Source organism: Fictibacillus enclensis, from assembly GCF_030123385.1.
GTDB lineage: Bacteria > Bacillota > Bacilli > Bacillales > Fictibacillaceae > Fictibacillus_C > Fictibacillus_C enclensis.
Genome location: NZ_CP126109.1, coordinates 2,672,046 through 2,698,042, shown reverse-complemented (window position 1 = coordinate 2,698,042; position 25,997 = coordinate 2,672,046). Strand labels below are relative to the sequence as shown.

The following is a 25,997-nucleotide window of genomic DNA, read 5'->3' as shown; positions in this document are numbered from 1 at the left end:
ATTGGAGTGAAAATAAGTGAATTATCAGGTATTGCTTTTTTATAAATATATTGCGATTGAAGATCCGGAAGCGTTTGTTTCCTCTCATCTTGATTACTGTAAGTCAGTAGGCTTGAAAGGGCGAATTTGGGTGGCGAAGGAAGGGATCAATGGTACGGTCTCCGGAACGTTGGAGCAAACATCTGAATATATGAACCATATGAAGAACGACGAACGTTTTCAAGATATGGTTTTTAAAATTGAAGAATCGGATCATCATGCGTTTAAAAAAATGAAGGTCCGGCTCAAAAAGGAAATTGTAAATTTAAGTTTGGATGATGATGTGAATCCGAACGAACTTACAGGAAAACATCTTACCCCGAAAGAATTTTATGAAGCATTGCAGCAGGAGGATGTGGTAATCCTTGATGCCAGAAATACGTATGAATACGACCTTGGGCACTTTAAAGGAGCCATCCGGCCGGAGATCGAAAACTTCAGAGATCTTCCTGCTTGGGTCAGAGATAATTTTGATAAATTCAAAGATAAAAAGGTGCTGACATATTGTACAGGAGGGATCCGCTGCGAAAAGTTTTCTGGATTTTTGATAAAGGAAGGATTTCAGGATGTTTCCCAGCTCGAAGGCGGCATCATCTCCTATGGCTATGATCCTGAGGTAAAAGGAGATCTTTGGGACGGAAAATGCTATGTATTTGATGAAAGAACCTCGGTCGCGGTTAATCGTGCAGGAACGGAAAAGGTAGTCGGCAAATGCTATCACTGCGGAAAGCCGGAGGAGCGGTATGTTAAATGCGGAAATCCCGAATGCAATCAACATCTATTAATGTGTGAACCTTGTGAACACAGGTCTAAAAGAGCGTGCAGCACGCAATGCAGAGATCATGAACGGAACCGTTATGTCACAGAGAAAAATATAGCTCCATCATAAATCGTAAAAAAAGCATCCTTTGACAAAAAGGATGCTTTCAGGCTGTCGAGAAACTCTCGACAGTCTATTTTTTTATCCATCAACTTTATTTATTCACCGCGTTAATTTGTTATAATATAACTAACAAATAAGGATCGGACGGTGTTTGTATGTATAAGCCTAAAAAGGATACTCAGAATGAAGCAGAGTTTGTTTTTATCGAAGATTTGGTTCCTGAAGACCACCTCTTGAGGAAGATTGATCGCTATATCGATTTTTCTTTTATCGGTGAGAAAGTTCGTCCTTATTATTCAGAATCTACAGGACGTCCTTCGGACCCTATTCTGCTTTTCAAGATGATGTTCATCGGCTATTTCTACGGCATTCGCTCAGAACGACAACTTGAACGAGAAGTCAAAACCAATATCGCTTATCGCTGGTTTCTTGGCTTAAAACTGAATGACCCTGTTCCAGATCATTCCACGATCAGTTGGAACCGGCGGACTCGTTTCAAAGATACCCACGTCTTTCAAGAGATCTTTGATGAGATCGTCCTTCAAGCCATGAATCATAAAATGGTGGGAGGAAGAGTCTTATTTTCCGATTCTACCCACCTTAAAGCGAATGCCAATAAACATAAATTCACAAGAGAAGAAGTGGAAGCAGAAACAAGAGGATACATTGAAGAATTAAATCAGGCGGTCGAGGAGGACAGAGAAAAGCACGGAAAAAAGCCCTTAAAAGAGAAAGAGGAGGTGAAAGAAAAGAAGCAAATTCGCAAAAGTACGACTGATCCCGATTGTGGTTTTATGTCGCGAGACCATAAACAAGAAATGTTCTGTTATTTAGATCATAGAACGACCGATATGAAATTCAATATTATCACCGATGCCTATGTCACCCCTGGGAACGTGCATGATTCTGTGCCTTACCTTTCTCGTTTAGACCGCCAAATCGAACGATTTCAATTAGGGGTAGAAGCTGTGGCTTTAGATTCAGGCTATCTCACCACTCCGATTTGTAAGGGACTTTATGACCGGACGATTTTCGGGGTGATCGCCCACCGCAGATACCACCCAACAAAAGGGCTGATGCCGAAATGGAAATTTACATACGATAAAGAACGGGAAGTATATGTTTGTCCCAATGGCCAGGAACTCGTCTACTGCACAACCACAAGGGAAGGATATCAGGAGTATAAATCGGATCCCAAGCTATGCGCAGAATGCCCACTATTAAATGAGTGCACGCGTTCAAAAAACAAACAAAAAGTCGTAACGCGCCATGTCTGGGAAGAACATAAAGAAAAAGTACGCGACAACAGACTGTCGGCTTCTGGAAAGATGCTTTATAAATTTAGAAAAGAAAAGGTGGAGCGAAGCTTCGCAGATTCGAAAGAGCTGCATGGGCTTCGCTATTGCAGGTTGAGGGGATTACAGAATGCGAGTGAGCAGGTGCTTCTCACAGCAGCCTGTCAGAATATGAAAAAGATCGCCACACACCTAGCCAAGCTTGGCTAGGTGTGTGAGGATCTTTTTCTTCAGAGAAATCACACAACAGGGCAGTAATTCTAAACAAATAAAAAAGCTTGTGGAGAAAAAACAGAGCTTTCTCCACAAGCTGAAAGCATCCTTTGACAAAAAGGATGCTTTTTTAGCCGGGAGTCTACGGTGTATAATGAACAGGAGAGATAACAGGGAAGGTGTGTAGTTGATGATCGATGTAGAGATGCCGGAAAATAAACTGGAACTGCTGCCTGCTGTATTTATTTTTATTATTTTCGTGATCCTTGCATGGATGACAGTCAAGTTCCTAAAAAAACTTCATGAACGTGAATTGAAAAAAGCAGAAGAGGCAGAAGCAAAAATGAAAGAATATTATCTTCATAATAAACATTAAATAAAAAAACGAGGCAGCTCAATGCGGCCTCGTTTTTTATTTAAGCGTTCTTCATGTTGTTTACTTCTTCTGTCAATGTTTCTTCCATCTCTGCAAATGTGTTTTGTACTTTGTTGGTTGGTGATTTCGTCAACAAACTTACAACTACAACAGCAATAAGGCTGAGGAAGAAACCAGGAATCATTTCATATACCTGCTCTTTTAAGCCAGGGAACTGTACCCAGGTAATAACAGCTACAGCACCGACAATCATACCAGCAAGTGCTCCCCATTTGGTCATCCGTTTCCAGTAAAGACTGAGCAAAATCGCTGGACCAAACGCTGAACCAAAACCAGCCCACGCATAGCCTACAAGAGACAGGATTGTATCATTTGGGTGGTAGGCAAGGATAGACGCAATAACGGCTACAAGCAATACAGCCAAACGTCCAATGGTTACAAGCTCTTTATCTGAAGCTTCTCGGCGGAAGAAGGCTTTATAAAAGTCTTCTGTCATCGCACTGGATGTAACCAGCAGCTGAGACGAGATCGTACTCATGATCGCAGCCAGAATGGCAGCGAGCAGGAATCCGGTGATCAGCGGGTGAAACAGTATCGTTGAAAACTTGATAAATACTGTTTCCGGATCGCCCAGTTTAATTCCTGATTTATGGAACCATGCGATTCCGACCAAACCAGTAAGGACTGCTCCCAGCAAGGAAATACCCATCCAACCCATTCCGATACGGCGGGCAACTTTTAAATCTTTGATGTTCGTAATCGCCATAAAGCGGACGATGATGTGGGGCTGTCCAAAGTATCCGAGTCCCCAGGCAAGCATGGAAATCAGGCCAATTGCTGACGTACCTTTAAACAGATCAAACTTGGTTGCATCCATCTGTTTAACGGTATCAATCGTTGATTGCACTCCGCCTACGTCTGTAAAGGCGACAATAGGCACAAGCACAAGGGCAATAAACATGATGATGCCTTGTACAAAGTCAGTCCAGCTTACCGCAAGGAATCCCCCAAACAGCGTGTAAGCAACCACTACTCCGACGGTAACGAATAATCCCACTTTGTAATCAAGGTTAAAGGAACTTTCAAACAAGCGGCCGCCTGAGACCAATCCGGCAGAAGCATAGAAAGTAAAGAAAACCATGATGACAATCGCTGAAACAAATCGTAAGATCCTGGCTTTGTCGTTAAAACGATTTTCCAAAAAGTCAGGAATAGTAATGGAATCATTCGCTACCTCAGTGTAGGTACGCAGGCGTGGAGCTAGTACAAGATAGTTTACATACGCTCCAATCAATAGTCCTACGGCAATCCAAATACTTGATAGTCCGGTCGCATACATGGCTCCGGGTACACCCATAAGCATCCATCCGCTCATGTCTGAAGCTCCTGCTGAAAGCGCGGTAACCGCGGGTCCAAGACCTCTGCCTCCAAGCATGTAATCCGACAGATCGGACGTTTTCTTGTACGACCAATATCCAATTCCTAGCATGCCGGCCATATAGATAGCCAGCGAAGTGATAACACCAATTTGCACCAAATCTCCCCTTTTTTAAGTTTTTCTTTAGCAGCTGGTCTTTTTCATCTTTGAGCAGCTGCAGGTTCTTCCTCGACGAAAGTGCTTACGGTTACTTAACCTAACAAAAACTTTACATCCCTTCAAGTCGCGAGCTGGTTGCTAATCGATTGGAAAAACAGGTTGAGCGTATACAGGACAAGAGGTTCAGGGGATACAAGAGAGGGATAAAGTAAAACAATTTCAAATTTTCAGTCAGGGAATTACCACAAAAAAAGAGGATTCAGATCCATAAGAAAATGGACCAAGAATCCTCGTACAAAACGTTATTGAGCGGACATTTTTACCAATTTTTTGGATAGTCCTAATAGGACCAGCCCAAGGAAAATTGTCACACCGCCGATAATCATAAACACTTCGAAATAACCAAGTGACTCAGTGGTTGAAGCCAATTGTCCGGCAAGGATATTTGCAAATCCGGACCCAGCAAGCCACACACCCATCAACAGTGAAGCCAGCTTAACTGGTGCAAGCTTACTTACCATGGACAAACCTACTGGCTGCAGGCATAGCTCCCCGATCGTATGAAGGAAGTAGGTAAGGACCATAAAGATCATATTGGCCTTAACAGCAGAAGAGTCGCCTGTTCCTGTTTGAAGAAGAGCAGGGATAAGAACAGCAAATCCGGCGCCAAGCAAGATCATACCTGTTGCCATTTTGGTTGGTGTAGCCAAATCGCCACGCTTCGTTTTTGATAATTTTACCCATAGTACAGAAAGAATTGGCGCAAAGATGACGATAAAAAGAGGGTTTAATGACTGGAACCAAGAGGTTGGAACGGTCCATCCAAATACCGTACGGTCAATAAACTTGTCTGTATAAAGGGTTAACGAACTACCGGCTTGTTCAAATCCGGCCATAAAGAAAATAACAAAGAATGTTAAAATAAAGATAACTTTAATTCGGCTTTTTTCAGCCTTGGTAAGAGGTTTCTTTTTCTCTTCTGTGCTGATTTCATTCTGCGAAACGCCAACCGGCTTTTTGCCGATGTCTCCCAAATACTTATTGCCAAGAAGGTTGAACAGAAGCTGCCCGACAATCATGCCGATCGCAGCAGCAAGGAATCCGAATTTGAACCCGAAGTGCTCAACCCCATTTACCGTAGTCTTAAAGTAATCTTCAGCCAGGAAACCAACAATTAATGGAGAGAAAAAGGCTCCAATGTTAATACCCATATAGAAAATGGTAAATGCAGCATCTTTACGTGCATCGCTTTGCGGGTATAGATCCCCAACGAGTGTAGAAATATTAGGCTTAAAGAAACCATTCCCGATAATCAATAAGGCTAGCCCAATGTAAAATGCCGCATGGCTTTGGTTGGCAAACAATACAAAGTTACCAAGTGCCATTGTGACACCGCCAATGGTGATCGCCAGACGTTTCCCTAAGAAACGGTCGGTTAAATATCCTCCTATCAACGGGGTAAAATAAACGGCGCCGGTGAAGAATCCGTAAATACTAAGCGCAAGGCCTTCACTCATACCGAGTCCGCCGCTAATCAACGATTTTGTTAAATAAAGAACAAGAATTGCTCTCATGCCATAATAACTGAATCTTTCCCACATCTCAGTGAAGAAGAGCAAGTATAGGCCAGGTGGATGTTTCTTTTTTGGCTGGAGCTGAATGTCCTGCTCCACTTTAACAGTTGCTTCCATCTTGATGCCTCCAATATATTTAAACTATTAATATTTTAATTTACTAAATATTTAGTAGTCAATGAAAATTATAGGAAAATGTTATTATAATTTAATTATGAAAATAATGAATTATCTAAATATAAAGCGTTTTCCTTGCTGATACAGTGAAAATTGACCCGTGCCAAATGAATCAAAAAGAAATAAGGAGCTGAATTTTTCTGTGAAAATTGTTGTGTTATCGGATACTCACATGCCCAAAAGGGCCAAAAAAATACCTGAGAGGCTAATTGCCGATCTCAAGACTGCTGATTTAATCATCCATGCCGGTGACTGGCAGACACCAGATGTGCTTCATCAATTGAAGCAGTATGCTCCGGTTGAGGGGGTAACCGGAAATGTTGACGGACCCGAAATGAGATATTTTTTCAATGAAACCCTTTTATTGAATGTGAATCAATTTATTATAGGTGTGGTTCATGGCCATGGCACCAAACAAACAACTGAAAAAAGGGCAATAGCCGCATTTAATGTAGTAGATGTGGATTGTATCATCTTCGGCCACTCGCATATTCCAAAAAATTACCGCCGTAACGGAGTCTTAATGTTAAACCCCGGCTCACCGACGGATAAAAGAAGGGAAAAGTGTTATTCCCATGCAATTCTTACAATTGATGATGAGATGACTGCCAAACATATATTTTATGATAATAAAGATTAACATTATTAATCATTATACACCTTTCATTTCATGTTTTCAAAAATTGGAATTTATCCCTTATGCCTTATGACATATTAGCAGTGTTTACATATTTATCATCTTTCAAAGTGATGAGAACTTGCTCGGTAAATAATATGATTTCAACCAGCAACAATGACAATATCAGCCAGATTCCAGAATATTTAGCCATACTAGGAATGATATTAACAGAATTTTTACGAAATAAGTGTTGATACGTGCAGAAAAGTCTGATAGAATGATACAAAATCTAAAGGCTATGTGTAACTGGCGAAACGCGGATCACCGCGAGGGAGCACATAGTGTCGTTGCCGTTCGCCTGGGCAGAGGTAAGGGGATATTTATCCCTTTGCCTCTTTTCGTTTATTTGTCAAGGCATGTTCACCTTATCTTTTTGGCAAAGAGGCGAGACAAAAACCCATAAAAAAAGAGGAGAGAACCAAAATGACCACAACTGCATTGGAAACAGTAAAGACCATCAAAACCTTGAACAATATCGCGGAAAGCGGATTGAAGGTTTTCAGCAACGGGGTTTATAAGATTGATAATGAAAGTGAAAATCCTGATGCCATTGTTGTACGAAGCTTTAATATGCATGCTTTAACTTTCGGTGATGAACTAAAAGCCATCGCGCGTGCGGGAGCCGGTGTCAACAATATTCCGGTCGATCAATGCACAGAAAAGGGAATTGTTGTTTTCAATACTCCAGGTGCAAATGCCAATGCTGTAAAAGAAATGGTTCTTACTACACTGATGGCTTCTTCCCGTAACCTGTTTGCAGGCATAGCCTGGACAAAAACCCTTGAAGGGGAAGGAGACCAAATTCCAAAACTGGTTGAAGCAGGGAAAAAGCAGTTTGTCGGAAAAGAAATCAAAGGAAAAACACTAGGTGTCATCGGTTTAGGGGCGATAGGTGCGCTCGTCGCCAATGATGCGCTCGATCTTGACATGGATGTTATCGGTTTTGATCCATTCATCTCTGTGGACACAGCATGGAACCTGTCCAGAAATGTCCAGAGGGCGATGACGATTGAGCAGCTGTACGCAGAGTGTGACTATATTACGGTTCATGTTCCCTTTACACCAGATACAAAAGGAATGTTTAATCAAAAGGCCTTTAACGAAATGAAACCCGGAGTGCATATCCTAAACTTCTCCCGTGGTGAGCTTGTAAACGAAGCTGATATGCTGGCCGCACTGGAAGACGGTACTGTTGGCCGCTATATTACGGATTTTCCAAACGAAAACGTGCTGAAGATGAAGAATACGGTTTCTATTCCACATCTTGGCGCATCCACAAATGAATCTGAAGAAAACTGTGCCATTATGGCTACCCGACAGGTCAAAGAATTTTTGGAAACCGGTAATATCAAGAACTCTGTTAACTTTCCAAACGCCTCTTTGCCATATACAGGTAAGCTTCGAGTGGCCGCGTTTCATGAAAATGTGCCCAATATGGTCGGTCAAATCACTCAGGCGGTGTCCAGCTATCATTTGAATATTGCCGACATGGTGAACAGAAGCCGGGGCGGATATGCGTATACCATTGTTGATATTGACAATAAGGTAAATGGCGACGTCATTCCGGGACTGGAAGAAAAAATTAGAAACATTGAAGGTATTGTAACAACACGTGTCATTTAAAGAGGTTCTCGTACGAAAAAAGACCGTCATTCCAAGAATGGAATGGCGGCATTTTTATTTAGATTTAAATGGGTTCGCTATGAGCCCTGTGGGTTGCCAAAAGAAAACGGTGAGTTACATATTCCAGAACACCGAGCAACAGGCTCGTCAATAATGCCCCATACCATGTCATGGATGCCTCCCATTGAAAGTTCGAGGCATAGTAAACAAGGATCCATGAAACCAGAACATCAATGAGGACACTGATCCAAAGTACTCCTTTTCTTAAAACAAAATATTCGAGTGGCACACCAAGTACCGCCAGGGTGATGGCAACAACGGCAATTTGCCAATAGTCCTCAAAATGTACGCCTGGAAAGAAAACGGCGGAAAGAATTAACACAACGGGAATCGCTATAAGTTTTATGATCAGACTGCTCATGTTGTACCTCCTACCTCCTGTTCTTCCTTGATATTGTAACCATGATGATAAACTTTCATGTCTGAACGACAGAAAAATGGCAAATACTAAACGTCAAATAAAAGGGAGCGGGAGGTTTGAAAGATGCCGGAATTACCAGAAATGGAAACCTTCAGAACGATTTTATCCAATCAATTAAAAGAAAGACCCATTATTCAAGTGGAGATTAACCGGGAAAAATCCATTAATCTTAATCCGTCGCTTTTCACTGCTCATGTGAGAGGAGCCGTGATTACTGACATTAGAAGGCGGGCCAAACATTTGATTTTCCAATTGAATAACGGAAATGCCCTGCTTCTTCACCTCATGCTCGGAGGCTGGATGTACATTGGAAATGACGAAGACAACCCTGAGAGAACCAAGCAGGTGATTTTGTCTTTTGGTGATCGAAAGCTGTATTTTATTGGGCTTAGATTGGGCTACCTTCATTTATTAACAGCAGCGCAATTGAAAGAAAAATTGGAGGAACTGGGTCCGGAACCGCTGGATCCCAATTTTACAGAAGAAATCTTTCTAGAGCATCTAAGCAAGAAAAGGGGAACACTGAAAGCAGTGCTCATTGACCAGAAGTTTATTGCAGGGATTGGAAATTGTTATTCCGATGAAATTTGCTGGCAGGCCCGGCTGCAGCCGGAACGAAAAGCTTCTGAATTGACTAAGGACCAAGTCCGCCTGCTGTTTCAAGCCATTCAACCTATACTCACGAGGGGTATTGAACACGGTGGTTATATGGAGAATCCCACCTATAAGGGAGACCAAAAGACGGGTGGATATAACCACCATTTGCTGGTATATGACAGAGAAGGCCAACCTTGCAGGCGCTGTGGAACACTTATTCAAAAAACAGAGATTGCTTCCAGAAAATCATTTTCATGTCCTGACTGCCAGAAATAATCGGTAAAGACCATAATTATGCAAGGAGACAGAAATGTCTTCTTTTTTTATTAAATAATATGTTGACATATACCATCTATATCATTTAAGTTATTGATAGGAATTATTTACTGAAAATTCAGAAAGGAGGCCTTTTTTAATTTATTTTGAAAGCGCTATCATACTTACCTCCAAGAATCTACATACATTCCATTAATATTGAGGAGGGGTTGAAATGAAAGTAAAAAGCTGTAAAAAACTTGCGGCTGTAACAGTGATCGCAGGAAGTGTCCTTTTTAGCTCGGCATGTTCGGACAGTGATTCTGCTTCAGGGAAAAAAACGGCAGGTGATAAAAACACAATCAGCATTACGTTCCGTGATGGTGGAGGAACGAATAAAGGACTGACACAATGGTTGAATAACGACATAATCCCAGCGTTCAAAAAAGAGCATCCGAAAGCAAATATTAAGCTATCGCCCATCAGCGCTTCGGAAGGTGATTATTTTGCAAAGGTTGCGCTCATGCTAAAGTCAGATCAATCGGCTCCTGACATCGTGACAGAAGATACCTTTATGGTGAACTCCGATGCCAGCGCAGGGTACCTTGAACCGCTTGATAACAGGATCGAAAGCTGGGATGAATGGGATCATTATATTGATAATGTTAAAAATGGTGTAAAAGCACAGGACGGAAAAACATATGGTGTGCCTTTTAATACTGATTCACGCGGACTTTGGTATAACAAGGAAGTATTTAAAAAAGCAGGTCTGCCGGTGCCATGGGAGCCAAAGTCGTGGGATGATATATTAACCGCTGCCCGAACGATTAAAAAGAAGTCTCCTGATGTGATTCCTATGTGGATGAATTCCGGAAAAGCAACTGGTGAAGCCACATCCATGCAGACATTTGAAATGCTATTGTACGGAACAGAGTATCCTTTATACGATGAGAACAAGCAAAAATGGATTGTTAATAGCCCTGGGCTGGAGGATACGTATACATTCATTGATACGATTTATAAAGAAAAGCTTGGACCGAATTTATCCCAAGTTCTCAATGGGCAGGGTGGAACGATTGCTTATACCCAGCTGATGCCGAAAGGGAAAATTGGAATTGGCCTGGACGGAATCTGGCAGGCTGGGAACTACCGGAAAGACGGGCCGGCTCCTTGGCCAGTTGCATTTGATAAGCTTGGCTTTACGGCAATGCCAACACAAAAGGGGCAAGCGCCTGGAACAACTTCAATGTCAGGCGGATGGGCGTTCTCCATTCCCAAAAAATCAGATAATAAGGATTTATCGTGGGAGTTCATTAAATTTGTTTCCTCAAAAGAAAACAACCTTAAACTGCTGCTGAAAGAAAACAATTTGTCACCGCGTAAGGATGTTTCAAAAGAGAAGGAGTATCTGGATCTGCCGATGTTTAAAGAGGCATCAGAGTTTTTGAAGAACACTCATTTTAGGCCATCTGTTGATAAATATCCATCTGTGTCAACGGTTATTCAATCAACTGTTGAAGATGTGGTAACAGACAAGCTCTCACCAAAACAGGCGGTTGAAAACTACAAGAAAAACGTAACTCGCGTCGTGGGAAAAGACAAGGTGATCGAACGTTAACTTGTATGGAAAGGAGTGATTCTTGTGGATGCAAACCCTGTGATCTCTTCGTCAACTGCGGTTGATGGAGGATCCACCTCTCGTAAAAAGCATAAGAGAAAGCTGTGGGCGTCCGCTCTATTTTTGCTGCCGGCCTGGTTATTGCTGCTTATTTTCTTTATTGGACCCATTCTTTTAACCTTTTATTTTGCGTTTACCAATTTATCGCTCACTGGCAGTGAGGCACAATCCACACAGTTTGTTGGATTCAGCAACTTCCTGAATATGTTTCAGGATCCCAACTTTCGGATTAGCGTGATGAAGACTGTCGTATATTTACTGTTTTCAGCTATTATCGGACAGCAGGTGCTTGGATTTATTCTTGCTCTTCTGATGAAAGAAAAAAATCCTGCATTTCGGCGTGTGATCGGAATTATTATCATAGCCGGCTGGGTAACACCGGAGATTGTGGTCGCATTCTGCTGGGTGGCATTTTTAAATGACAGCGGAACACTGAATGCGCTGCTTCAGCAGGTGGGCTTAAAGCCTGTAGCCTGGCTTTTCACTTTTCCGATGGCAAGTGTGATTATCGCAAACATCTGGCATGGAACGGCGTTTTCCATGCTGGTCTTTCAGGCAGCGCTTGATGATGTGCCCAAAAGCATTGAAGAGGCGGCAGTGGTAGATGGTGCCTCACGGTTACAGGTACTTTACAAAATTGTACTGCCCATGATCAAAGGTTCAGTGGTAACCAATATGATACTGGTTACTCTTCAAACGTTAGGCGTGTTCACTTTGATCTACGCAATGACTGGAGGGGGTCCTGGAACATCAACACAGACACTGCCTATTTTTATGTACAACCAGGCCTTTGTAAACTATCAGCTCGGATATGGCACGGCCATTTCGCTGATCCTTTTGTTAATTGGAGTGCTTGTAAGTGTACTTTATTTAAAATCGATGAAGGTTAAAGTGTAGGGGGGAGAGTAATGAAACGGAAATCGATAAAGGTTGAAAAAGTGCTGCCGTACAGCATTTTAACGGTGATTGGTGTTTTGTTCCTTCTGCCACTGCTTTGGGTGGTTGTTGCTTCGGTTGATCCCAATGCCAATTCTTCGATTAAAGTGCCGTCAGCCTTTACCATGGATAATTTTAAAAGTGTCATAACGGACCCTGTGAATATCCGTGCGTTTATCATCGGGCTTCTTCTTTCAATGGGACAGGGGCTGCTCGTTGTCCTGGTGGCGGGTCTTGCTGCGTACCCTCTTTCCAGGTATCAGCTTAGATATAAGAAGCCGTTTATGTTTACCATTTTATTCATGACCTCTTTGCCAATAACGGCAGTCATGGTCCCGGTTTATCAGCTTTTTATTTATATGAAGCTTCAAGATTCCCTTTGGGGAACAATGTTTTTTTTAACAGCTGCCGGCTTGCCGTATGCGATCTGGATGCTGAAGAATTTTATGGATGCTGTTCCGCTCGAACTTGAAGAATCAGCATGGATTGATGGCGCGTCCGTATGGCAAGGACTCAAACGGATTGTGGCCCCCTTAATGATTCCCGGAATTTGTACAGTCGGCATCTTTACCTTTTCAGGAAGCTGGGGCAATTTCTTTGTTCCATATATTTTGATTCAAACACCGGAAAAATTGCCGGCTTCGGTTACCATTTATCAGTTTTTCGGGAACTTTGGCATGGTGGAGTATGGAAAACTTGCTGCCTTTTCGATTATGTATACCTTCCCGGCAATCGTGCTTTATATTTTTTCTCAGCGGTTTATGTCACAGGGCTTCAGCCTTGGTGGAGCTTCCAAGGGATAAATTTACAGAGATAAGCATGAGTGTTAGAATTGTCTGACCATTCAGGTATAATAAATATGTATGCGTTTTCCGAATTTTTGTATACATATTTCTGGTTTTGGAGTGGTTTTATGGAGCCTTTATACAAACAAGTCTATCAATCAATCAAAAGAAACATCATGAATGGCAAATACGCGGCAGGCGAACGCGTGCCTTCTGAAAAAGAGTTATCGAACTCTTTTCAGGTGAGCAGAATCACAAGCAAAAAAGCCATCGAACTGCTGGTTACAGAAGGACTCGTCTTCCGCCAGCGTGGAAAAGGCACATTTGTTTCCGACATGAAGGACAGCCAGGAACGTTCGGAAACTCTCGAAAAAAGTAAAAATAACTTTCTGGTGGGACTTGTCATAACAGATTTTGATGACAGCTATGTATCAAAAGTGATATCGAGCATTGAAGAAGCGGCTGGTGAGAGGTGCTTTGTGATCTTGAAACGGACACTAGGCTCTGTTGAAAAAGAAGCAGAGGCGATCAGACAGCTGATTGAGTATGGGGTAGATGGATTAATCCTTTATCCTGCTCAGGCGGAGCATTATGGAACGGAAATTTTAAAAATGATTATCGCGGAGTATCCGCTGGTTCTGATTGACCGGACGTTTAAAGGAGTCGGGGCAGCTTTTGTATCCACTGACAACATTAAAGCAGCAAAACAAGGAATGAAACACTTATTTGATTTAGGTCATGAACACGTTGGCGTTCTGGCGCCTTCCATCATTGAAACAACCACGATTGTCGACCGTTTTTCGGGCATACTGCAAGCCTATGAGGAACAAAACAAAATCGTGAACCGGCAATTATGGTGCACGGACTTAAAAAAGTCGCTGCCGATTGCCTTCAGCAAGAACATCACGCCTGAGCATGACATTGATATCATCAAGAATCATCTGAAGAAGCATCCGGAAATGACTGCATTGTTCGCGATCGAGCACAATATTGCTGTCCTGGCCAAGCGAGCTGCTGACCAGCTCGGTCTGCGTGTACCTGAGGATCTGTCCATTCTTTGCTTTGATGCACACGATAATAATTTAAGCGGTTGGGAATTTACACACCTGCGGCAAAATGAAAGAGAGATGGGACGCCTGGCCATGAACCGCTTAGTGGAGATGATGAACGGAAACCTAGAAATAAAAAAAGAATTTCTGGATGCCCAACTTGTTGAAGGAAATTCGACGTGTTCGATGAACAGAATACCTGTCAAACAAACCAGTAAATCATTTTAACAGGAGTGTGATTGTAAATGATACAAGCCGCAATGCTGAGCCGATGGCATGTTCATGCCGATGACTACGCCAGAGACGCAAACAATAATCCTTCCATTGCCATTCGCATGGTTTGGGATGAGGAGGAAGACCGCGGGAGAAAATGGGCTCAGGAACTGGGTGTGGGGTTCGAAAAAGACTTGGAAGTTATACTGGAAAATCCCGAAATTGATGCCGTCATCGTGAATACGCCGACCAACAAGCACAAAGAAATCATTATGGCTGCCATCGAGCACAAGAAGCATGTGTTTACGGAAAAGGTGCTGGCATTTACGACAGCAGAGTGTGAAGAAATTTATGACGCGGCCGAAAAAGCGGGAATCAAGCTGATGGTTTCCCTTCCCCGTTTAACTTCGGATTATTATTTGTATGCACAGCATGCTTTGGATCAGGGTTGGATTGGTGATTTAACCTCGATCCGCTGCCGGCTCGCGCATAACGGGGCGGTTCCCTCAGCTGGCAGTAAAAATGGCTGGCTTCCTGAACATTTTTTTGATAAAGAAGCGTGCGGAGGAGGGGCATTGATCGATCTCGGCGCCCATCCCATTTATTTGACCAACAGACTGGCTGGCCCTGCTGCCTCTGTCACCGCCATCTTTCAGCAAAGCAGTGAAAGAGTGGTGGAAGAGAATGCAACCGTGCTGATTCATTACGAATCCGGGGCTCTCGGAACGATAGAAACGGGTTTTTTATCGGAAAACAGCCCGTTTAAGCTGGAGCTATACGGCACAAAAGGAGCATTGCTCATCGAGGAAAATCAGGTCAGGCTGAACAGCTCTTCTGTTGGGAAAGACGGTTGGATAACTCCAGACGAGCTGCCTGAAGCACTCCCTATGCCGATGAAACAATGGATATCCTCCATCGTAATGGATGAGAAAACAACGATCACAAAAAAGGATGTTTGTGACCTGACTCTCATTAATGAAGCGGCTGAAAAGTCTAATCGTGAAGGACGAAGAATATTGGTTTCTGAAATGAAGGAAGTTCAATTTAATAAATAATTAAGGGGGAAAAGATATGTCTAAAAAAATTAGAATCGGAATCATTGGGTGCGGCGGAATTGCCAATGGAAAGCATATGCCGAGTTTGTCAAAGATTGATGAGGTGGAGCTTATCGCTTTTTGTGATATTGAGGAAGAAAGGGCGATAAAAGCAGCCAGGGATTTTGGAACCGCCGATGCAAAAGTCTACATCGATTACAAAGAACTCCTTCAAAATGAAGACGTGGATGTAGTGCATGTCTGCACGCCCAATCACTCTCACGCAGAAATTACCATTGATTCGCTTGAAGCCGACAAGCATGTCATGTGCGAAAAACCAATGGCCAAGACGTCGGCCGATGCGAGGCGCATGGTCGATGCAGCAAAACGAACAGGGAAGAAGCTGACTATCGGATATCAGTACAGATTCCGTGCCGACAGCTGGCATTTGCACAAGCTGTGCGAGCGAGGTGACTTTGGAGACATCTATTATGCAAGAGCTCACGCCATCCGCCGTCGTGCGGTACCGACATGGGGAGTCTTTTTAGACGAAGAAAAGCAGGGTGGAGGCTCACTCATTGATATTGGCACCCATTCACTCGATATGACGCTGTGGATGATGAACAACTATGAACCAAAAGCTGTTCTTGGCACGACGTTTCATAAATTAGGACAGAAAAAAGATGCAGCCAATGCCTGGGGTTCCTGGGATCCTGACAAATTTAAAGTAGAGGACTCTGCATTTGGCATGATTACGATGAAAAATGGTGCGACCATTTCGCTTGAGACCAGCTGGGCGCTCAATACACTGCATACAGGTGAAGCCCGCTGTACGTTATGCGGAACAGAGGGAGGAGCAGATATGCACGATGGCCTGAGGATCAATGGAGAAGATCTTGGCAAACTTTACACAAATCAAATTCAAATTGATGGAAAAGGCGTTGCGTTCTATGATGCAGACCAGGAAAGCGATGCTGATCATGAAGCAAGACTTTGGATCGATGCTCTCCTGAATGATAAGGAACCAGTGGTGAAACCGGAGCAAGCGCTCGTTGTAACGGAAATTTTGGAAGCGATATATGAATCGGCAAGAACAGGGCAGGCGGTTTATTTTGACGATAATGAAAAGGAAGTACCCGATGAAAAAAGAACAGATCAGGTGCTACAATAATTGAATAGCTTTACAGCGGCAGAAAAGCTCTCTGCCGCTTTTTTTATAGGGGAATTTTAGTTTACATAACACCTTTACATGTTTATACCTCCTAATATTGGGCTAAATTCTAAAAACATATATGTATTTGCATTTGGCTTTTAAACTATCAACAGGGAGGCATCACCATGGCATTTAATAAGCCGGATAGAGTTAGTGAAATCGCCATTAAGGCAGGCGTTGATAAAGCACGATCACCGGTAATGACGCTCCTAATCCTCGGTTTCTTAGGCGGAGCTTTCATTGCACTTGGGTTTTTGCTTGATATCCGGGTCAGTGGCAACCTGCCGAAAGACTGGGGAAGCTTTGGCTCTTTTCTTGGGGCAGCCGTTTTTCCGGTCGGGCTTGTACTCGTTGTTCTTGCGGGAAGTGAGTTAATTACGGGCAATATGATGTCTGTGCCAATGGCATTGTACGCGAAAAGGATTACATGGAAAGGCCTGCTGAAGAATTGGGTCTTTGTCACGATTGCCAATTTGATCGGAGCACTTTTTGTGGCCTATTTTTTTGGACATGTAGTGGGACTGACGGAAACAGGACCTTTTCTCGCTAAGACACTGGCCATTGCACAGGGAAAACTGGAAGAGTCGTTTTTCCAAACGTTAATTTCAGGTATTGGCTGCAACTGGCTCGTTTGTCTGGCCATTTGGCTGGCGTATGGAGCTGATGATGTTGTCGGGAAAATTTTAGGAATCTGGTTTCCAATCATGGCGTTTGTAGCTATTGGCTTTCAGCACGTGGTCGCTAATATGTTCCTCATTCCGGCTGCAATCTTTGCCGGTTATTACACATGGATGGATTTCATCGCAAATGTCATCCCTACCTTTATTGGTAACATAATTGGTGGAGCTGTATTTGTAGGATTCGTTTACTTTTTTACCTACCATAAAAATATAAAGGACAAAGCGAAAAGAAAAGTTTCCTAAAGTTTTCGAATAGCTCTTGCGAAGAATCGTAAGAGCTTTTTTGTTTGGATAATCTCACACGTGTGTTTGGTGGAGCAAAGAAATGGTGTTAGAAAACCTTACATATAACATGAAATGAGGAAGGATATGTTTTATGCTCAAGTTACTTAGGAAAACTTTCTAAACGGGGCAGATGAAGCCATGATGCCTTTCATCAGTTCTGCCAATATCGCCTGCGGATTTCATGCAGGAGATCCACACGTCATTAAAAAGACCATTGATCTTGCCGCTGCTTATGGCGTACGCATCGGAGCCCATGTTGGATTTCCGGACCGGGCAGGATTTGGAACCCGCGAAATAAAAGCAGAAGCTCAGGAAGTCTATGATTATATCATCTACCAGCTTGGTGCCCTGGATGGGTTCTTAACAATAGCAGGATTGTCCATGTCACATATTAAGCTTCATGGTTCCCTCTATATGATGGCTTCGGAACAGGAAGACATTAGCTGTGCCACCATTGAGGCGATTCAAGCGTACAACCCTGAACTGGATATTTATGCATTGCCACGGTCAGAACTGAGCATAAGGGCAGACCAGGCTGGATTACGGGTCATGAATGAGTATTATGCTGATCGGCCATATGGTAAGAATGGTGAAAAACGATTTGGATGGTGCGAAGAGGAGATCGGCAGCCCTTTCGAAATTGCTGAAACGGTTTTAAAGGTACTCGACCAGGATTCATAAGATTTACAGACCGTTTGTGTACATAGCGATACACCCGATGCCCCACATATTATGAAACTGGTTCACAATACACTTGTTCATGCTGGGTGGAGTATCCGCTCATGTAAAAAACTCTTGGTCTAGCCAAGAGTTTTTATTTGCCGTAATAAATTGAGGTTCTTTACTTATACATATGATTAGTGCTTTTTCATCAATATACGATGTGTAGAAGGTGATATCAATTTATGCGAAAAATGATGGGGATTTACTTGGCAGCAGGATATAGCCGGAGGATGGGTGTAAATAAACTAGCTCTTCCTTTAAAACACTCAACGGTAGGAAGCCTGGGTTTGGAAAATGCATTGAGCTCAAGACTCGATGACATAATCGTTGTTGTAAGAAAAGAGGATGATCTTGACTGGATAGATCCTGCCCTAAGAGGCAATACGAAAAAAAACGGCTTGAATCTTGTCCGTTGCGGAACTGAAAACCACGGGCAGGCAGAATCATTAAAAACCGGCATTAAGCAAGCGATACAATTACAGATGGATGCTATAGTGATCATGCTGGCGGACCAGCCTTTTGTAACGAAAGAAATAATTGAGGACTTGATTAATCAGTATGAAAGGTTTGATCCTCCATTTGTTGCGGCCCGTTTACAGGGGATTATTCAGCCTCCCGTTCTGTTTACCAGCCGTGTTTTCCCCAGTTTGCTAAAGCTTGAGGGAGACCAGGGTGCAAAGTCCCTTTTTGCAAATCACCAAATCGGACAGGGATCATTTATCGATTTTAAGGATGACCGTTTATTATTGGATGTAGATCAAATAAAAGACTATGAAAAAGCAATAAAATATACATCAAGTTGAACCTGTCTCAACCGTTATCTGTTGCCATCTTGCGAAGAAAAATCAGCAGCTTTTCAAGCCATTCAAGGTCATACTCGATGTTGCTTCTGGCGTGCGATGTAATAAAGTCTATGTTTTCCGAGACTTTTTCGCTGTAAATTCCCCACCATTCAGGCATTTGAGAATCATATAGCAGTTGAAATCTCTTTTTTGTCCGTTCAACCGCTTTCTCCGTAAGATCGATAATTTTTCCGAGGTCTACGTGTTTTAAAAAAAGAAGAGAGGCATATAACGAACGGAGATTACTAAAGTTTTGGAAGCTTTTATAAATGTCTTTTTTAAGGGCATCACGCCCCTGGTCGGTAATTCCATAGGTCGTTCTCTCAGGCCGGTTATTTTCACGGCTAACCTCTATTTTCACAATGTATCCCTTTTTTAACAGTGATTCGAAGCGGTAATACAGTGTACCGTCGTTCACCTTGACGATTTCTTCATCATTTATATTTTTTTGGATAAGTTTTTTGATTTCATAGGGATGATTATTGCCTTCGCACAATATTCCCAATATGAAAATTTGAAGTTGCATAAACTGGGCACCGCTTTCAGCCATATTGCTTTGTTTTTTGTATAGTTTACCCTAAATAGAAGCGGAATGCATCATGAGGTAATAATGAGATTTCATGAGAAAAAGAGCCGCATTAATTTTTGCGGCTCCATGGAAAGGAAGAACAGTTTTATATATTAGTAGACGTGCATTGGTAAATGAGTCAAAGATTGGCCAGTTGCTGCATCGGTTAAGTTTTTTCAAGTTCAAATGATTCAACAGGCTGTATGCCAGGAAATTTCTGTACAAAGGTTTTTAATGCAATGTTCAATTCAAGCCTTGCCAGAGGGGCACCCAGACAAAAATGGGGACGGCTTCCGAACGTAAGGTTCTTTTTATTGTTTGGGCGGTGGATATTCAGAGAAAAAGCGTCTTCAAACATTTCTTCGTCAAAGTTGGCAGCGCTCATCCATGCCACGACAACATCACCTTTTTTTACCGGAGTTCCGAGCAGGTCATTGTCCTGTTTAACCGTACGATCCCGCTTGGAGGTGTGAAACCGGTAGCGGAGCATTTCCTCAACGGTGTTCGGAACAAGCTCATGATTGCTGTGCAATTCTTCATATAAATGAGGATCGTCATAAAGCATGGAATAAAACGTATTGGCCAGCATATGCTCCATTTTATACTTTAATTAAAGTAATGAATTTTTAACTTATAATACTTTAATTAGAGTATATATGTCAAATGAAAAGTTAATGGTTTTCTTGCGAACGTTTATTCGATAAAATAGGAGATGAGGTGACGATATGGAAATCAAAAAAACAATGCAGGAATTGCTTGCATTATTACGAACGGAGCCTTCTATTTCAAATCAGATTGTTCATTGGGAAACCATCGAAGAAAAAGAGGCGGTAACAGGAGCAATTCCTGACTCCCTTCATTCACATATAAAAAAAGCATTGAAAGACAGGGGGGTAACCTCTCTGTATTCACATCAGCTTACGGCGTTTCAAACTTCGCTCGAAGGAAACAGTTTTGTAGCTGTAACACCAACGGCATCCGGTAAAACGCTGTGCTACAATCTCCCGGTGCTCCAGGAGATTGCCAATCATCCTGATAGCCGGGCATTGTATCTTTTTCCGACCAAGGCGCTGGCTCAGGACCAAAAAGCAGAAATGAACGCATTCATTGATGCGATTGAACTGGATATTAAAAGTTATACGTATGATGGGGACACACCGGCCAACATCAGGCAGGTTGTCCGAAAAGCAGGTAATATCGTAATGACCAATCCGGATATGCTGCACTCGGCGATTTTGCCGCACCATACGAAATGGGTATCTCTGTTTGAAAATCTGAAGTATATCGTGATCGACGAGCTTCATACATACCGCGGGGTGTTTGGCAGCCATGTAGCCAATGTAATCCGGCGGCTGAAGAGAATTTGTTCTTTCTATGGCAGCAATCCGATTTTTATTTGCACATCAGCCACCATCGCTAACCCGAAGGATTTGGCTGAAAAGCTGACAGGATCACCCATGAAGCTGATTAATAACAACGGGGCCCCAAGCGGCAGGAAGCACTTTATTTTCTATAATCCGCCAGTCGTAAACAAGCCGCTCAATGTAAGGAAATCGGCCACCCTGGAGGCAAGGGATCTGGCAGGATACTTTCTAAAAAACAAGATACAAACCATTGTGTTTGCACGGAGCCGGGTACGGGTTGAAATTCTTCTTACGTACCTTCAGGAACTGGCCAAAAAAGAGTACGGCATGAAATCCATCCAGGGATATCGTGGCGGTTATTTGCCAACCCAGCGCAGGGCTATTGAAAGAGGGCTGCGCAATGGGGAAATCATGGGCGTTGTGAGTACGAATGCCCTGGAACTTGGAGTGGATATCGGTCAGCTGCATGCCTGTATTTTGACAGGGTATCCAGGATCGATCGCGAGTGCCTGGCAGCAGGCAGGACGGGCCGGCCGCCGGCAGGATGAGTCTGTGGTCATCATGGTCGCGAGCTCAAGCCCAATGGATCAATACATCGTCAGCCAGCCGGAGTATTTTTTCGACCGTTCTCCCGAATCTGCCCGTATTAATCCTGAAAATCTCATTATTCTGGTGGATCATGTGAAATGTGCCGCCTATGAGCTGCCCTTTGGTGAAGGGGACACATTTGGAGAGGTTGAGATTGAGGATATCCTTGAGTTTTTAACAGAAGAGCAGGTGCTTCATCACCAAGGGAAACGTTTTTTCTGGATGAATGATTCCTTTCCAGCTCATAATATTTCTCTGCGCTCGGCTTCACAGGAAAATGTTGTGATCGTCGACCAGAGTGATGTGGCGAACGTAAGGATCATTGGTGAGATGGACCGGTTCAGTTCCATGACGCTTCTGCATGAAGAGGCCATTTATCTGCATCAGGGTGTTCAGTATCAAGTGGAGAAACTGGATTATGAGGAAAAGAAAGCCTATGTAAGAGAAGTGGATGTAGATTATTTTACGGACGCAAATCTTGCAGTTTCGCTGAAAGTACTTGAAGTCGATAAAAACACCGTTTTACAAGGTCAGGAAAGGGCGTTTGGGGAAGTTACAGTCAACGCCATGGCCACGATATTTAAAAAAATCAAATTTGAAACGCATGAAAATATCGGTTCCGGACCGATCCATTTGCCTGAAGAGGAGCTTCACACGTCAGCGACATGGCTGGAATTTGACCGGAAGTCATTTGATGATGTGGCTGAAAGCTCCATGGAACAGGGCCTGATCGGAATTGCCAATGTGCTAAAGAATGTAGCTCCGTTGTTCGTGATGTGTGACCCAAGTGATCTGCATGTAGTGCCGCAGATTAAAGCGGTCCATTCGGGCAAGCCGACTATTTTCCTGTACGACCGCTATCCTGGTGGCATCGGCTTGAGTGAAAATGTGTATAAGATCTGGGACACCGTCATCAGTGAAGCGTACCATGTTATTGACACCTGCCCTTGTGAGTCAGGATGTCCTTCCTGTACCGGAACCATGCTTGAGGGCGAAAACGCGAAAGAACTTTCGCTTAAGCTGCTGAAAAAAGTAAGGAGAGATCACCATGTCGATGCAGTCCAAACTGAATCGCTTTAAGAAGCATCTGGTTTCGGAGAAAAAAGCCCCCGTTATCAAAACCCCTCCAGTTCAGGATATGGAGCATGGTGAAACCTGGGCATCATTTGAGACGTCTCCCTACTTTTATGAGGATTCATTTTGCCTGATCAGAGAAGTTCGTTATCCCATCAACCACCGCTGGGGGCGTTATTCTTTTGAAGAATTGATAGGGGTAATGGAGGGATGGAAGCAGGCGGGTGATGGCCATCCGCTGTCGTCCGGCCGGCTGACCCCCTCTGATCTTTTGTTTTTCGATACGGAAACGACGGGTTTAAGCGGAGGAGCGGGAAATACAATTTTTCTACTGGGCCACGGCCAGGTGGAAGACCAAGAAGTGAAGGTGAAGCAACACTTCCTCCCGGGGCCGGGTGCCGAAATAGCCATGTACCACTATTTTTTAACGCAAGTGAAAGAACTGAAGAACTTGGTCACGTATAACGGAAAATCATTTGACTGGCCACAGGTAAAAACACGACACACGCTCATTCGTGACTTTGTCCCATCATTGCCTGCCTTTGGTCATTTTGATCTGCTGCATGGTTCGAGAAGACTGTGGAAGAGCAGTTTGGAATCCGTTCGGCTGTCTGTGGTTGAAAAGGAGATTTTGGATGTAAAGCGGGAGCATGACACGCCTGGATACCTGGCGCCCATGCTTTATTTTCAATACCTGAAGAACAACGATCCCGAACTTGTAAAAGGGGTAATGACCCATAACGAATGGGATGTACTTTCTCTGATCACCCTTTATATTCATATTTCCAAACTCTTGCAGGGCAGCGGCACACTAATGACCACCGTGGAACAATATGAGAGTGCGAGATGGTATGAAGCGGTTGGACAGCATGAACTGGCGCTGCAAAAGTACAGCGCGCTTCTTGCGACTGAAAACAGCCATAGCCGGCTGGCCAAAAAGGCGGTCGCAGCTCTGTACAAAAAACAAAAACGCGAAGATCTTGCCGTACCGTTATGGGAGGAATTATGTAAGGATGCTCTGCAAAATGATGAAACTCCCTTTATTGAATTATCCAAATGGTACGAACATCAGAGAAAAGATGCTCAAAAAGCCCTGCATTTTGCAGAGGCGGCGTATGGGGTTTGGAAAAACAAAAAACGGCTTTTAAAACGGACGGAAGAAAAGGAAAAGGCGGCCTTCGGAAACAGAATCCAGCGATTAAGAAAAAAATGTGAATTGTGCTAAAAAAATATAAATTTTGGTGGATAAATGTATTTTAATCTTGTCCTGTATTGTGTAGAATAGGAATGGAGATTTTCATAGGAAAATAATAATTTATTCCCCAGGCAAGCGCAAAAAGTGCGCCGCTTTGACGAAATTCGCAAAAAATGATAAGTGTGTGTAAAAAATTGGGGAATCGGACATTTTCCTGTAAAAATATACTCGTATATTACGTAATGGAGAGATGTTTCCGTGAGGCAATGGGTTTTGTTTGCTTTTTTTCTTGTTTTGGGTCTAACGTTGTTTGTTGCAAATGAATTAAGTCATGCTACGTGAGGGAACTAATCATTTTTGATTGGTTCTTTTTTTGAAATCTGGAGTAAAAAAGGAGAAGTTCATGGTAAAAAATCTGCTGGTAACTGGATATAAATCCCATGAACTTGGGATTTTTAAAGAAAAAGATCCCGGGGTACACTATATTAAAAAAGCGCTGGAAAAACAGCTGACCGCATTGCTCGAGGAAGGATTGGAGTGGGTGATCATCAGCGGCCAGCCCGGGGTGGAGATGTGGGCAGGAGAAGTGGTTGTCGCTCTAAGGGATAAAAGCTATCCAGAACTGAAATTGGCAGTCCTTACTCCTTTTCTGGAGCAGGAAGCAAACTGGAATGAGGGCCGGCAGGAGCAGTACCATTCTCTCCTCGCGCAGGCTGATTTTGTTGAATCGATTTCCAACAAGACGTATTTCAGTCCCAAGCAACTTGCTGCAAAAAACGGGTTTCTCGTGGAAAAAACGGATGGCATGCTTGTCTTATACGATGAAGATACGCCAGGGACGCCCCGTTTTTACCTTGAACCGGCCAGGCGCAGGCAAGAAAAAGACTCGTCCTACGAAATACTATATATCACACCGTATGACCTTGAACTGATTTATCAGGATGAACAGGATCAAAAGGGGCAATTTTGGGAATGAAGCAAGCCTCCTTGAGAATAGAAATTGACTTTTTCTATAACATTTGAAAAAATATAGGCTAGATTAATGTATTTGCAAGTCGTTCAATATGGTATGCAACGGTGTTTTAAGCTTTACAAGTGTAAAGCATGGCTTTACACCGTAAAGTATAAATGAAAACAAGCTAAATATTGAGGTGAGACCAGTGAATGGTGAAAAGCGATTGAATTTAACAGCGAAAGAAATTCTGGAAAAAGATTTTAAACAAGGGTTCAGAGGTTATGATCAGGATGAAGTCGATAAGTTTCTTGATTTGATCATTAAGGACTATGAGAACTTCCAAAAAGAATTTGACAAAGTCATTCAGGAAAACAACCGACTTCGAAAAGAAGTTCAGAATTCTTCTGAACAGACAAGAAGAGTTCCTACTTCATCAATGAACATCAATTCTGATATTCTTCAGCGTTTATCGAACCTTGAGAAGCACGTGTTCGGAAGCAAGTTATACGATTGATTCAGTTATTATTATCCATTTGATTTTTAATCCGTATCCTGTTATACTGAATTTTGCTTTGATAAATTACAAACTAATAACGTTCGGGTAATCGCGGCATCTTTTTAAAGATGTTGAGGAAAGTCCATGCTCGCACGGTCTGCGATGGCCGTAGTGTTCGTGCCTGGCGAAACGATAAGCCAGGGTATTCCGGTTTCGACTGGATTAACGGCAGGGAACTCACCTAAGTCCTTTTGGATATGGTGACACTACCTTTAAAGTGCCACAGTGACGTAGTCTTTTCGGAAACGGAAAGAGTGGAACGCGGTAAACCCCACGAGCGAGAAACCCAAATTATGGTAGGGGAGTTTTCTTCGCGGAAATGAACGCGAAGAAGAACAGATGTTAAAGCCATCTGGAGATAGATGATTACCACCGGAGTACGAGGCGGCAGCCGCATGCAGTACAATGGAACAGAACATGGCTTACAGAACGTTATTGGTGACACTTAACAAATGAGAGGCCCTAGAGGCCTTTTTTATTTTTACATAAGAAATTTAGGGTATATTAGTACTGGAAAATCAAACATAAGG

General features: G+C 43.0%; 22 protein-coding genes, 1 other RNA gene, 2 pseudogenes and 1 riboswitch. Of the genes and pseudogenes, 20 read left to right on the top strand and 5 right to left on the bottom strand.

From position 1 onward, the window contains the following. Positions 1 to 16 precede the first annotated feature (16 nt). The 3 genes from trhO to QNH15_RS14095 all read left to right on the top strand — a co-directional run bounded on the left by trhO (position 17) and on the right by QNH15_RS14095 (position 2,806). Entirely contained in the window at positions 17 to 928 is a 912-nt protein-coding gene (gene trhO, locus QNH15_RS14105) for an oxygen-dependent tRNA uridine(34) hydroxylase TrhO (RefSeq protein ID WP_283889031.1), read from the top strand. Positions 929 to 1,077: 149 nt separating this feature from the next. Further along, entirely contained in the window at positions 1,078 to 2,427 is a 1,350-nt protein-coding gene (locus tag QNH15_RS14100) for an IS1182 family transposase (protein ID WP_283889030.1), read from the top strand. Between the two features lie 193 nt (positions 2,428 to 2,620). Then, positions 2,621 to 2,806, top strand: coding sequence for a hypothetical protein (locus QNH15_RS14095; protein ID WP_061970556.1), 186 nt, complete (start codon positions 2,621 to 2,623; stop codon positions 2,804 to 2,806). A 40-nt stretch (positions 2,807 to 2,846) separates the two neighbouring features. Here the strand turns inward: QNH15_RS14095 and putP are convergent, their stop codons facing one another. Further along, on the bottom strand, positions 2,847 to 4,340 hold the full coding sequence (putP, locus tag QNH15_RS14090) for a sodium/proline symporter PutP (protein WP_283889029.1): 1,494 nt from the start codon (positions 4,338 to 4,340) through the stop codon (positions 2,847 to 2,849). Between the two features lie 305 nt (positions 4,341 to 4,645). Next, positions 4,646 to 6,034, bottom strand: coding sequence for a peptide MFS transporter (locus QNH15_RS14085; RefSeq protein ID WP_283889028.1), 1,389 nt, complete (start codon positions 6,032 to 6,034; stop codon positions 4,646 to 4,648). A 202-nt stretch (positions 6,035 to 6,236) separates the two neighbouring features. On the opposite strand from QNH15_RS14085, the gene QNH15_RS14080 reads away from it, so the two are divergent. Both QNH15_RS14080 and QNH15_RS14075 read left to right on the top strand, forming a co-directional pair. Further along, a complete protein-coding gene (locus QNH15_RS14080) occupies positions 6,237 to 6,734 on the top strand; it encodes a metallophosphoesterase family protein (RefSeq protein WP_283889027.1) in 498 nt (165 codons plus the stop codon). Between the two features lie 271 nt (positions 6,735 to 7,005). Continuing rightward, positions 7,006 to 7,084, top strand: a riboswitch (ZMP/ZTP riboswitch). 112 nt (positions 7,085 to 7,196) lie between these two features. Then, the gene (locus QNH15_RS14075; RefSeq protein ID WP_283889026.1) at positions 7,197 to 8,396 is read left to right on the top strand and encodes a phosphoglycerate dehydrogenase; all 1,200 of its coding nucleotides are present in this window, start codon (positions 7,197 to 7,199) and stop codon (positions 8,394 to 8,396) included. Between the two features lie 64 nt (positions 8,397 to 8,460). On the opposite strand, the gene QNH15_RS14070 is transcribed toward QNH15_RS14075, so the two are convergent. Further along, complete coding sequence (locus QNH15_RS14070) at positions 8,461 to 8,817, bottom strand: DUF2512 family protein (protein ID WP_283889025.1); 357 nt, start codon at positions 8,815 to 8,817, stop codon at positions 8,461 to 8,463. A gap of 123 nt (positions 8,818 to 8,940) precedes the next feature. On the opposite strand from QNH15_RS14070, the gene mutM reads away from it, so the two are divergent. From mutM to QNH15_RS14020, 10 genes and pseudogenes are all read left to right on the top strand, one after another. Next, positions 8,941 to 9,750, top strand: a complete 810-nt coding sequence (gene mutM, locus QNH15_RS14065) for a bifunctional DNA-formamidopyrimidine glycosylase/DNA-(apurinic or apyrimidinic site) lyase (protein WP_283889024.1) — start codon at positions 8,941 to 8,943, stop codon at positions 9,748 to 9,750. 214 nt (positions 9,751 to 9,964) lie between these two features. Further along, a complete protein-coding gene (locus QNH15_RS14060; RefSeq protein WP_283889023.1) occupies positions 9,965 to 11,347 on the top strand; it encodes an extracellular solute-binding protein in 1,383 nt (460 codons plus the stop codon). Positions 11,348 to 11,389: 42 nt separating this feature from the next. Then, positions 11,390 to 12,304, top strand: coding sequence for a carbohydrate ABC transporter permease (locus QNH15_RS14055; protein ID WP_430667166.1), 915 nt, complete (start codon positions 11,390 to 11,392; stop codon positions 12,302 to 12,304). 11 nt (positions 12,305 to 12,315) lie between these two features. After that, a complete protein-coding gene (locus tag QNH15_RS14050; protein ID WP_061970541.1) occupies positions 12,316 to 13,146 on the top strand; it encodes a carbohydrate ABC transporter permease in 831 nt (276 codons plus the stop codon). Between the two features lie 110 nt (positions 13,147 to 13,256). Next, complete coding sequence (locus QNH15_RS14045; RefSeq protein WP_283889022.1) at positions 13,257 to 14,405, top strand: GntR family transcriptional regulator; 1,149 nt, start codon at positions 13,257 to 13,259, stop codon at positions 14,403 to 14,405. 17 nt (positions 14,406 to 14,422) lie between these two features. Further along, positions 14,423 to 15,445, top strand: coding sequence for a Gfo/Idh/MocA family protein (locus QNH15_RS14040; RefSeq protein WP_283889021.1), 1,023 nt, complete (start codon positions 14,423 to 14,425; stop codon positions 15,443 to 15,445). Between the two features lie 16 nt (positions 15,446 to 15,461). After that, positions 15,462 to 16,595 (top strand): Gfo/Idh/MocA family protein, encoded by a 1,134-nt coding sequence (locus tag QNH15_RS14035; RefSeq protein ID WP_283889020.1) that lies wholly within the window; start codon positions 15,462 to 15,464, stop codon positions 16,593 to 16,595. Positions 16,596 to 16,762: 167 nt separating this feature from the next. Further along, the gene (locus tag QNH15_RS14030) at positions 16,763 to 17,560 is read left to right on the top strand and encodes a formate/nitrite transporter family protein (protein ID WP_283889019.1); all 798 of its coding nucleotides are present in this window, start codon (positions 16,763 to 16,765) and stop codon (positions 17,558 to 17,560) included. A 174-nt stretch (positions 17,561 to 17,734) separates the two neighbouring features. Beyond that, positions 17,735 to 18,406 (top strand): annotated as a pseudogene (locus QNH15_RS14025) (5-oxoprolinase subunit PxpA); the annotation flags it as partial. Between the two features lie 101 nt (positions 18,407 to 18,507). After that, positions 18,508 to 19,128 carry an NTP transferase domain-containing protein gene (locus QNH15_RS14020; protein WP_283889018.1) on the top strand — a complete coding sequence of 207 codons (621 nt, stop codon included), beginning with the start codon at positions 18,508 to 18,510 and terminating at the stop codon, positions 19,126 to 19,128. 7 nt (positions 19,129 to 19,135) lie between these two features. Here QNH15_RS14020 and QNH15_RS14015 read toward each other — a convergent pair whose 3' ends face one another. Further along, positions 19,136 to 19,693: a PadR family transcriptional regulator gene (locus QNH15_RS14015; protein WP_283889017.1), complete on the bottom strand. Its 558-nt coding sequence runs from the start codon at positions 19,691 to 19,693 to the stop codon at positions 19,136 to 19,138. A gap of 155 nt (positions 19,694 to 19,848) precedes the next feature. Next, positions 19,849 to 20,327: pseudogene (locus tag QNH15_RS14010) on the bottom strand (cytochrome P450); the annotation flags it as partial. Between the two features lie 133 nt (positions 20,328 to 20,460). Here QNH15_RS14010 and QNH15_RS14005 point away from each other — a divergent pair. From QNH15_RS14005 to rnpB, 5 genes are all read left to right on the top strand, one after another. Then, positions 20,461 to 22,767 carry a DEAD/DEAH box helicase gene (locus QNH15_RS14005; RefSeq protein WP_283889016.1) on the top strand — a complete coding sequence of 769 codons (2,307 nt, stop codon included), beginning with the start codon at positions 20,461 to 20,463 and terminating at the stop codon, positions 22,765 to 22,767. Further along, a complete protein-coding gene (locus tag QNH15_RS14000; protein ID WP_283889015.1) occupies positions 22,736 to 23,986 on the top strand; it encodes a ribonuclease H-like domain-containing protein in 1,251 nt (416 codons plus the stop codon). Before QNH15_RS14005 ends, QNH15_RS14000 begins: the two co-directional genes overlap by 32 nt. Before the next feature lie 373 nt (positions 23,987 to 24,359). After that, positions 24,360 to 24,932, top strand: a complete 573-nt coding sequence (locus QNH15_RS13995) for an SLOG family protein (RefSeq protein WP_283889014.1) — start codon at positions 24,360 to 24,362, stop codon at positions 24,930 to 24,932. A gap of 184 nt (positions 24,933 to 25,116) precedes the next feature. Further along, positions 25,117 to 25,425, top strand: a complete 309-nt coding sequence (gpsB, locus tag QNH15_RS13990) for a cell division regulator GpsB (protein WP_420889640.1) — start codon at positions 25,117 to 25,119, stop codon at positions 25,423 to 25,425. A gap of 79 nt (positions 25,426 to 25,504) precedes the next feature. Continuing rightward, an RNA gene (gene rnpB, locus QNH15_RS13985) (RNase P RNA component class B) lies at positions 25,505 to 25,897 on the top strand. Positions 25,898 to 25,997: the final 100 nt, after the last annotated feature.

Bases quoted from the DNA above. Each gene is read 5' to 3' on its own strand.
- QNH15_RS14030 (WP_283889019.1), top strand. From the start codon at position 16,763: ATGGCATTTAATAAGCCGGATAGAGTTAGTGAAATCGCCATTAAGGCA.
- QNH15_RS14020 (WP_283889018.1), top strand. From the start codon at position 18,508: ATGCGAAAAATGATGGGGATTTACTTGGCAGCAGGATATAGCCGGAGG.
- QNH15_RS13995 (WP_283889014.1), top strand. From the start codon at position 24,360: ATGGTAAAAAATCTGCTGGTAACTGGATATAAATCCCATGAACTTGGG.
- QNH15_RS14085 (WP_283889028.1), bottom strand. From the start codon at position 6,034: ATGGAAGCAACTGTTAAAGTGGAGCAGGACATTCAGCTCCAGCCAAAA.
- QNH15_RS14015 (WP_283889017.1), bottom strand. From the start codon at position 19,693: ATGCAACTTCAAATTTTCATATTGGGAATATTGTGCGAAGGCAATAAT.
- QNH15_RS14100 (WP_283889030.1), top strand. From the start codon at position 1,078: ATGTATAAGCCTAAAAAGGATACTCAGAATGAAGCAGAGTTTGTTTTT.
- QNH15_RS14075 (WP_283889026.1), top strand. From the start codon at position 7,197: ATGACCACAACTGCATTGGAAACAGTAAAGACCATCAAAACCTTGAAC.
- QNH15_RS14070 (WP_283889025.1), bottom strand. From the start codon at position 8,817: ATGAGCAGTCTGATCATAAAACTTATAGCGATTCCCGTTGTGTTAATT.
- QNH15_RS14040 (WP_283889021.1), top strand. From the start codon at position 14,423: ATGATACAAGCCGCAATGCTGAGCCGATGGCATGTTCATGCCGATGAC.
- QNH15_RS14050 (WP_061970541.1), top strand. From the start codon at position 12,316: ATGAAACGGAAATCGATAAAGGTTGAAAAAGTGCTGCCGTACAGCATT.
- QNH15_RS14060 (WP_283889023.1), top strand. From the start codon at position 9,965: ATGAAAGTAAAAAGCTGTAAAAAACTTGCGGCTGTAACAGTGATCGCA.
- QNH15_RS14045 (WP_283889022.1), top strand. From the start codon at position 13,257: ATGGAGCCTTTATACAAACAAGTCTATCAATCAATCAAAAGAAACATC.
- QNH15_RS14095 (WP_061970556.1), top strand. From the start codon at position 2,621: ATGATCGATGTAGAGATGCCGGAAAATAAACTGGAACTGCTGCCTGCT.
- mutM (WP_283889024.1), top strand. From the start codon at position 8,941: ATGCCGGAATTACCAGAAATGGAAACCTTCAGAACGATTTTATCCAAT.
- QNH15_RS14005 (WP_283889016.1), top strand. From the start codon at position 20,461: ATGGAAATCAAAAAAACAATGCAGGAATTGCTTGCATTATTACGAACG.
- QNH15_RS14035 (WP_283889020.1), top strand. From the start codon at position 15,462: ATGTCTAAAAAAATTAGAATCGGAATCATTGGGTGCGGCGGAATTGCC.
- QNH15_RS14000 (WP_283889015.1), top strand. From the start codon at position 22,736: ATGTCGATGCAGTCCAAACTGAATCGCTTTAAGAAGCATCTGGTTTCG.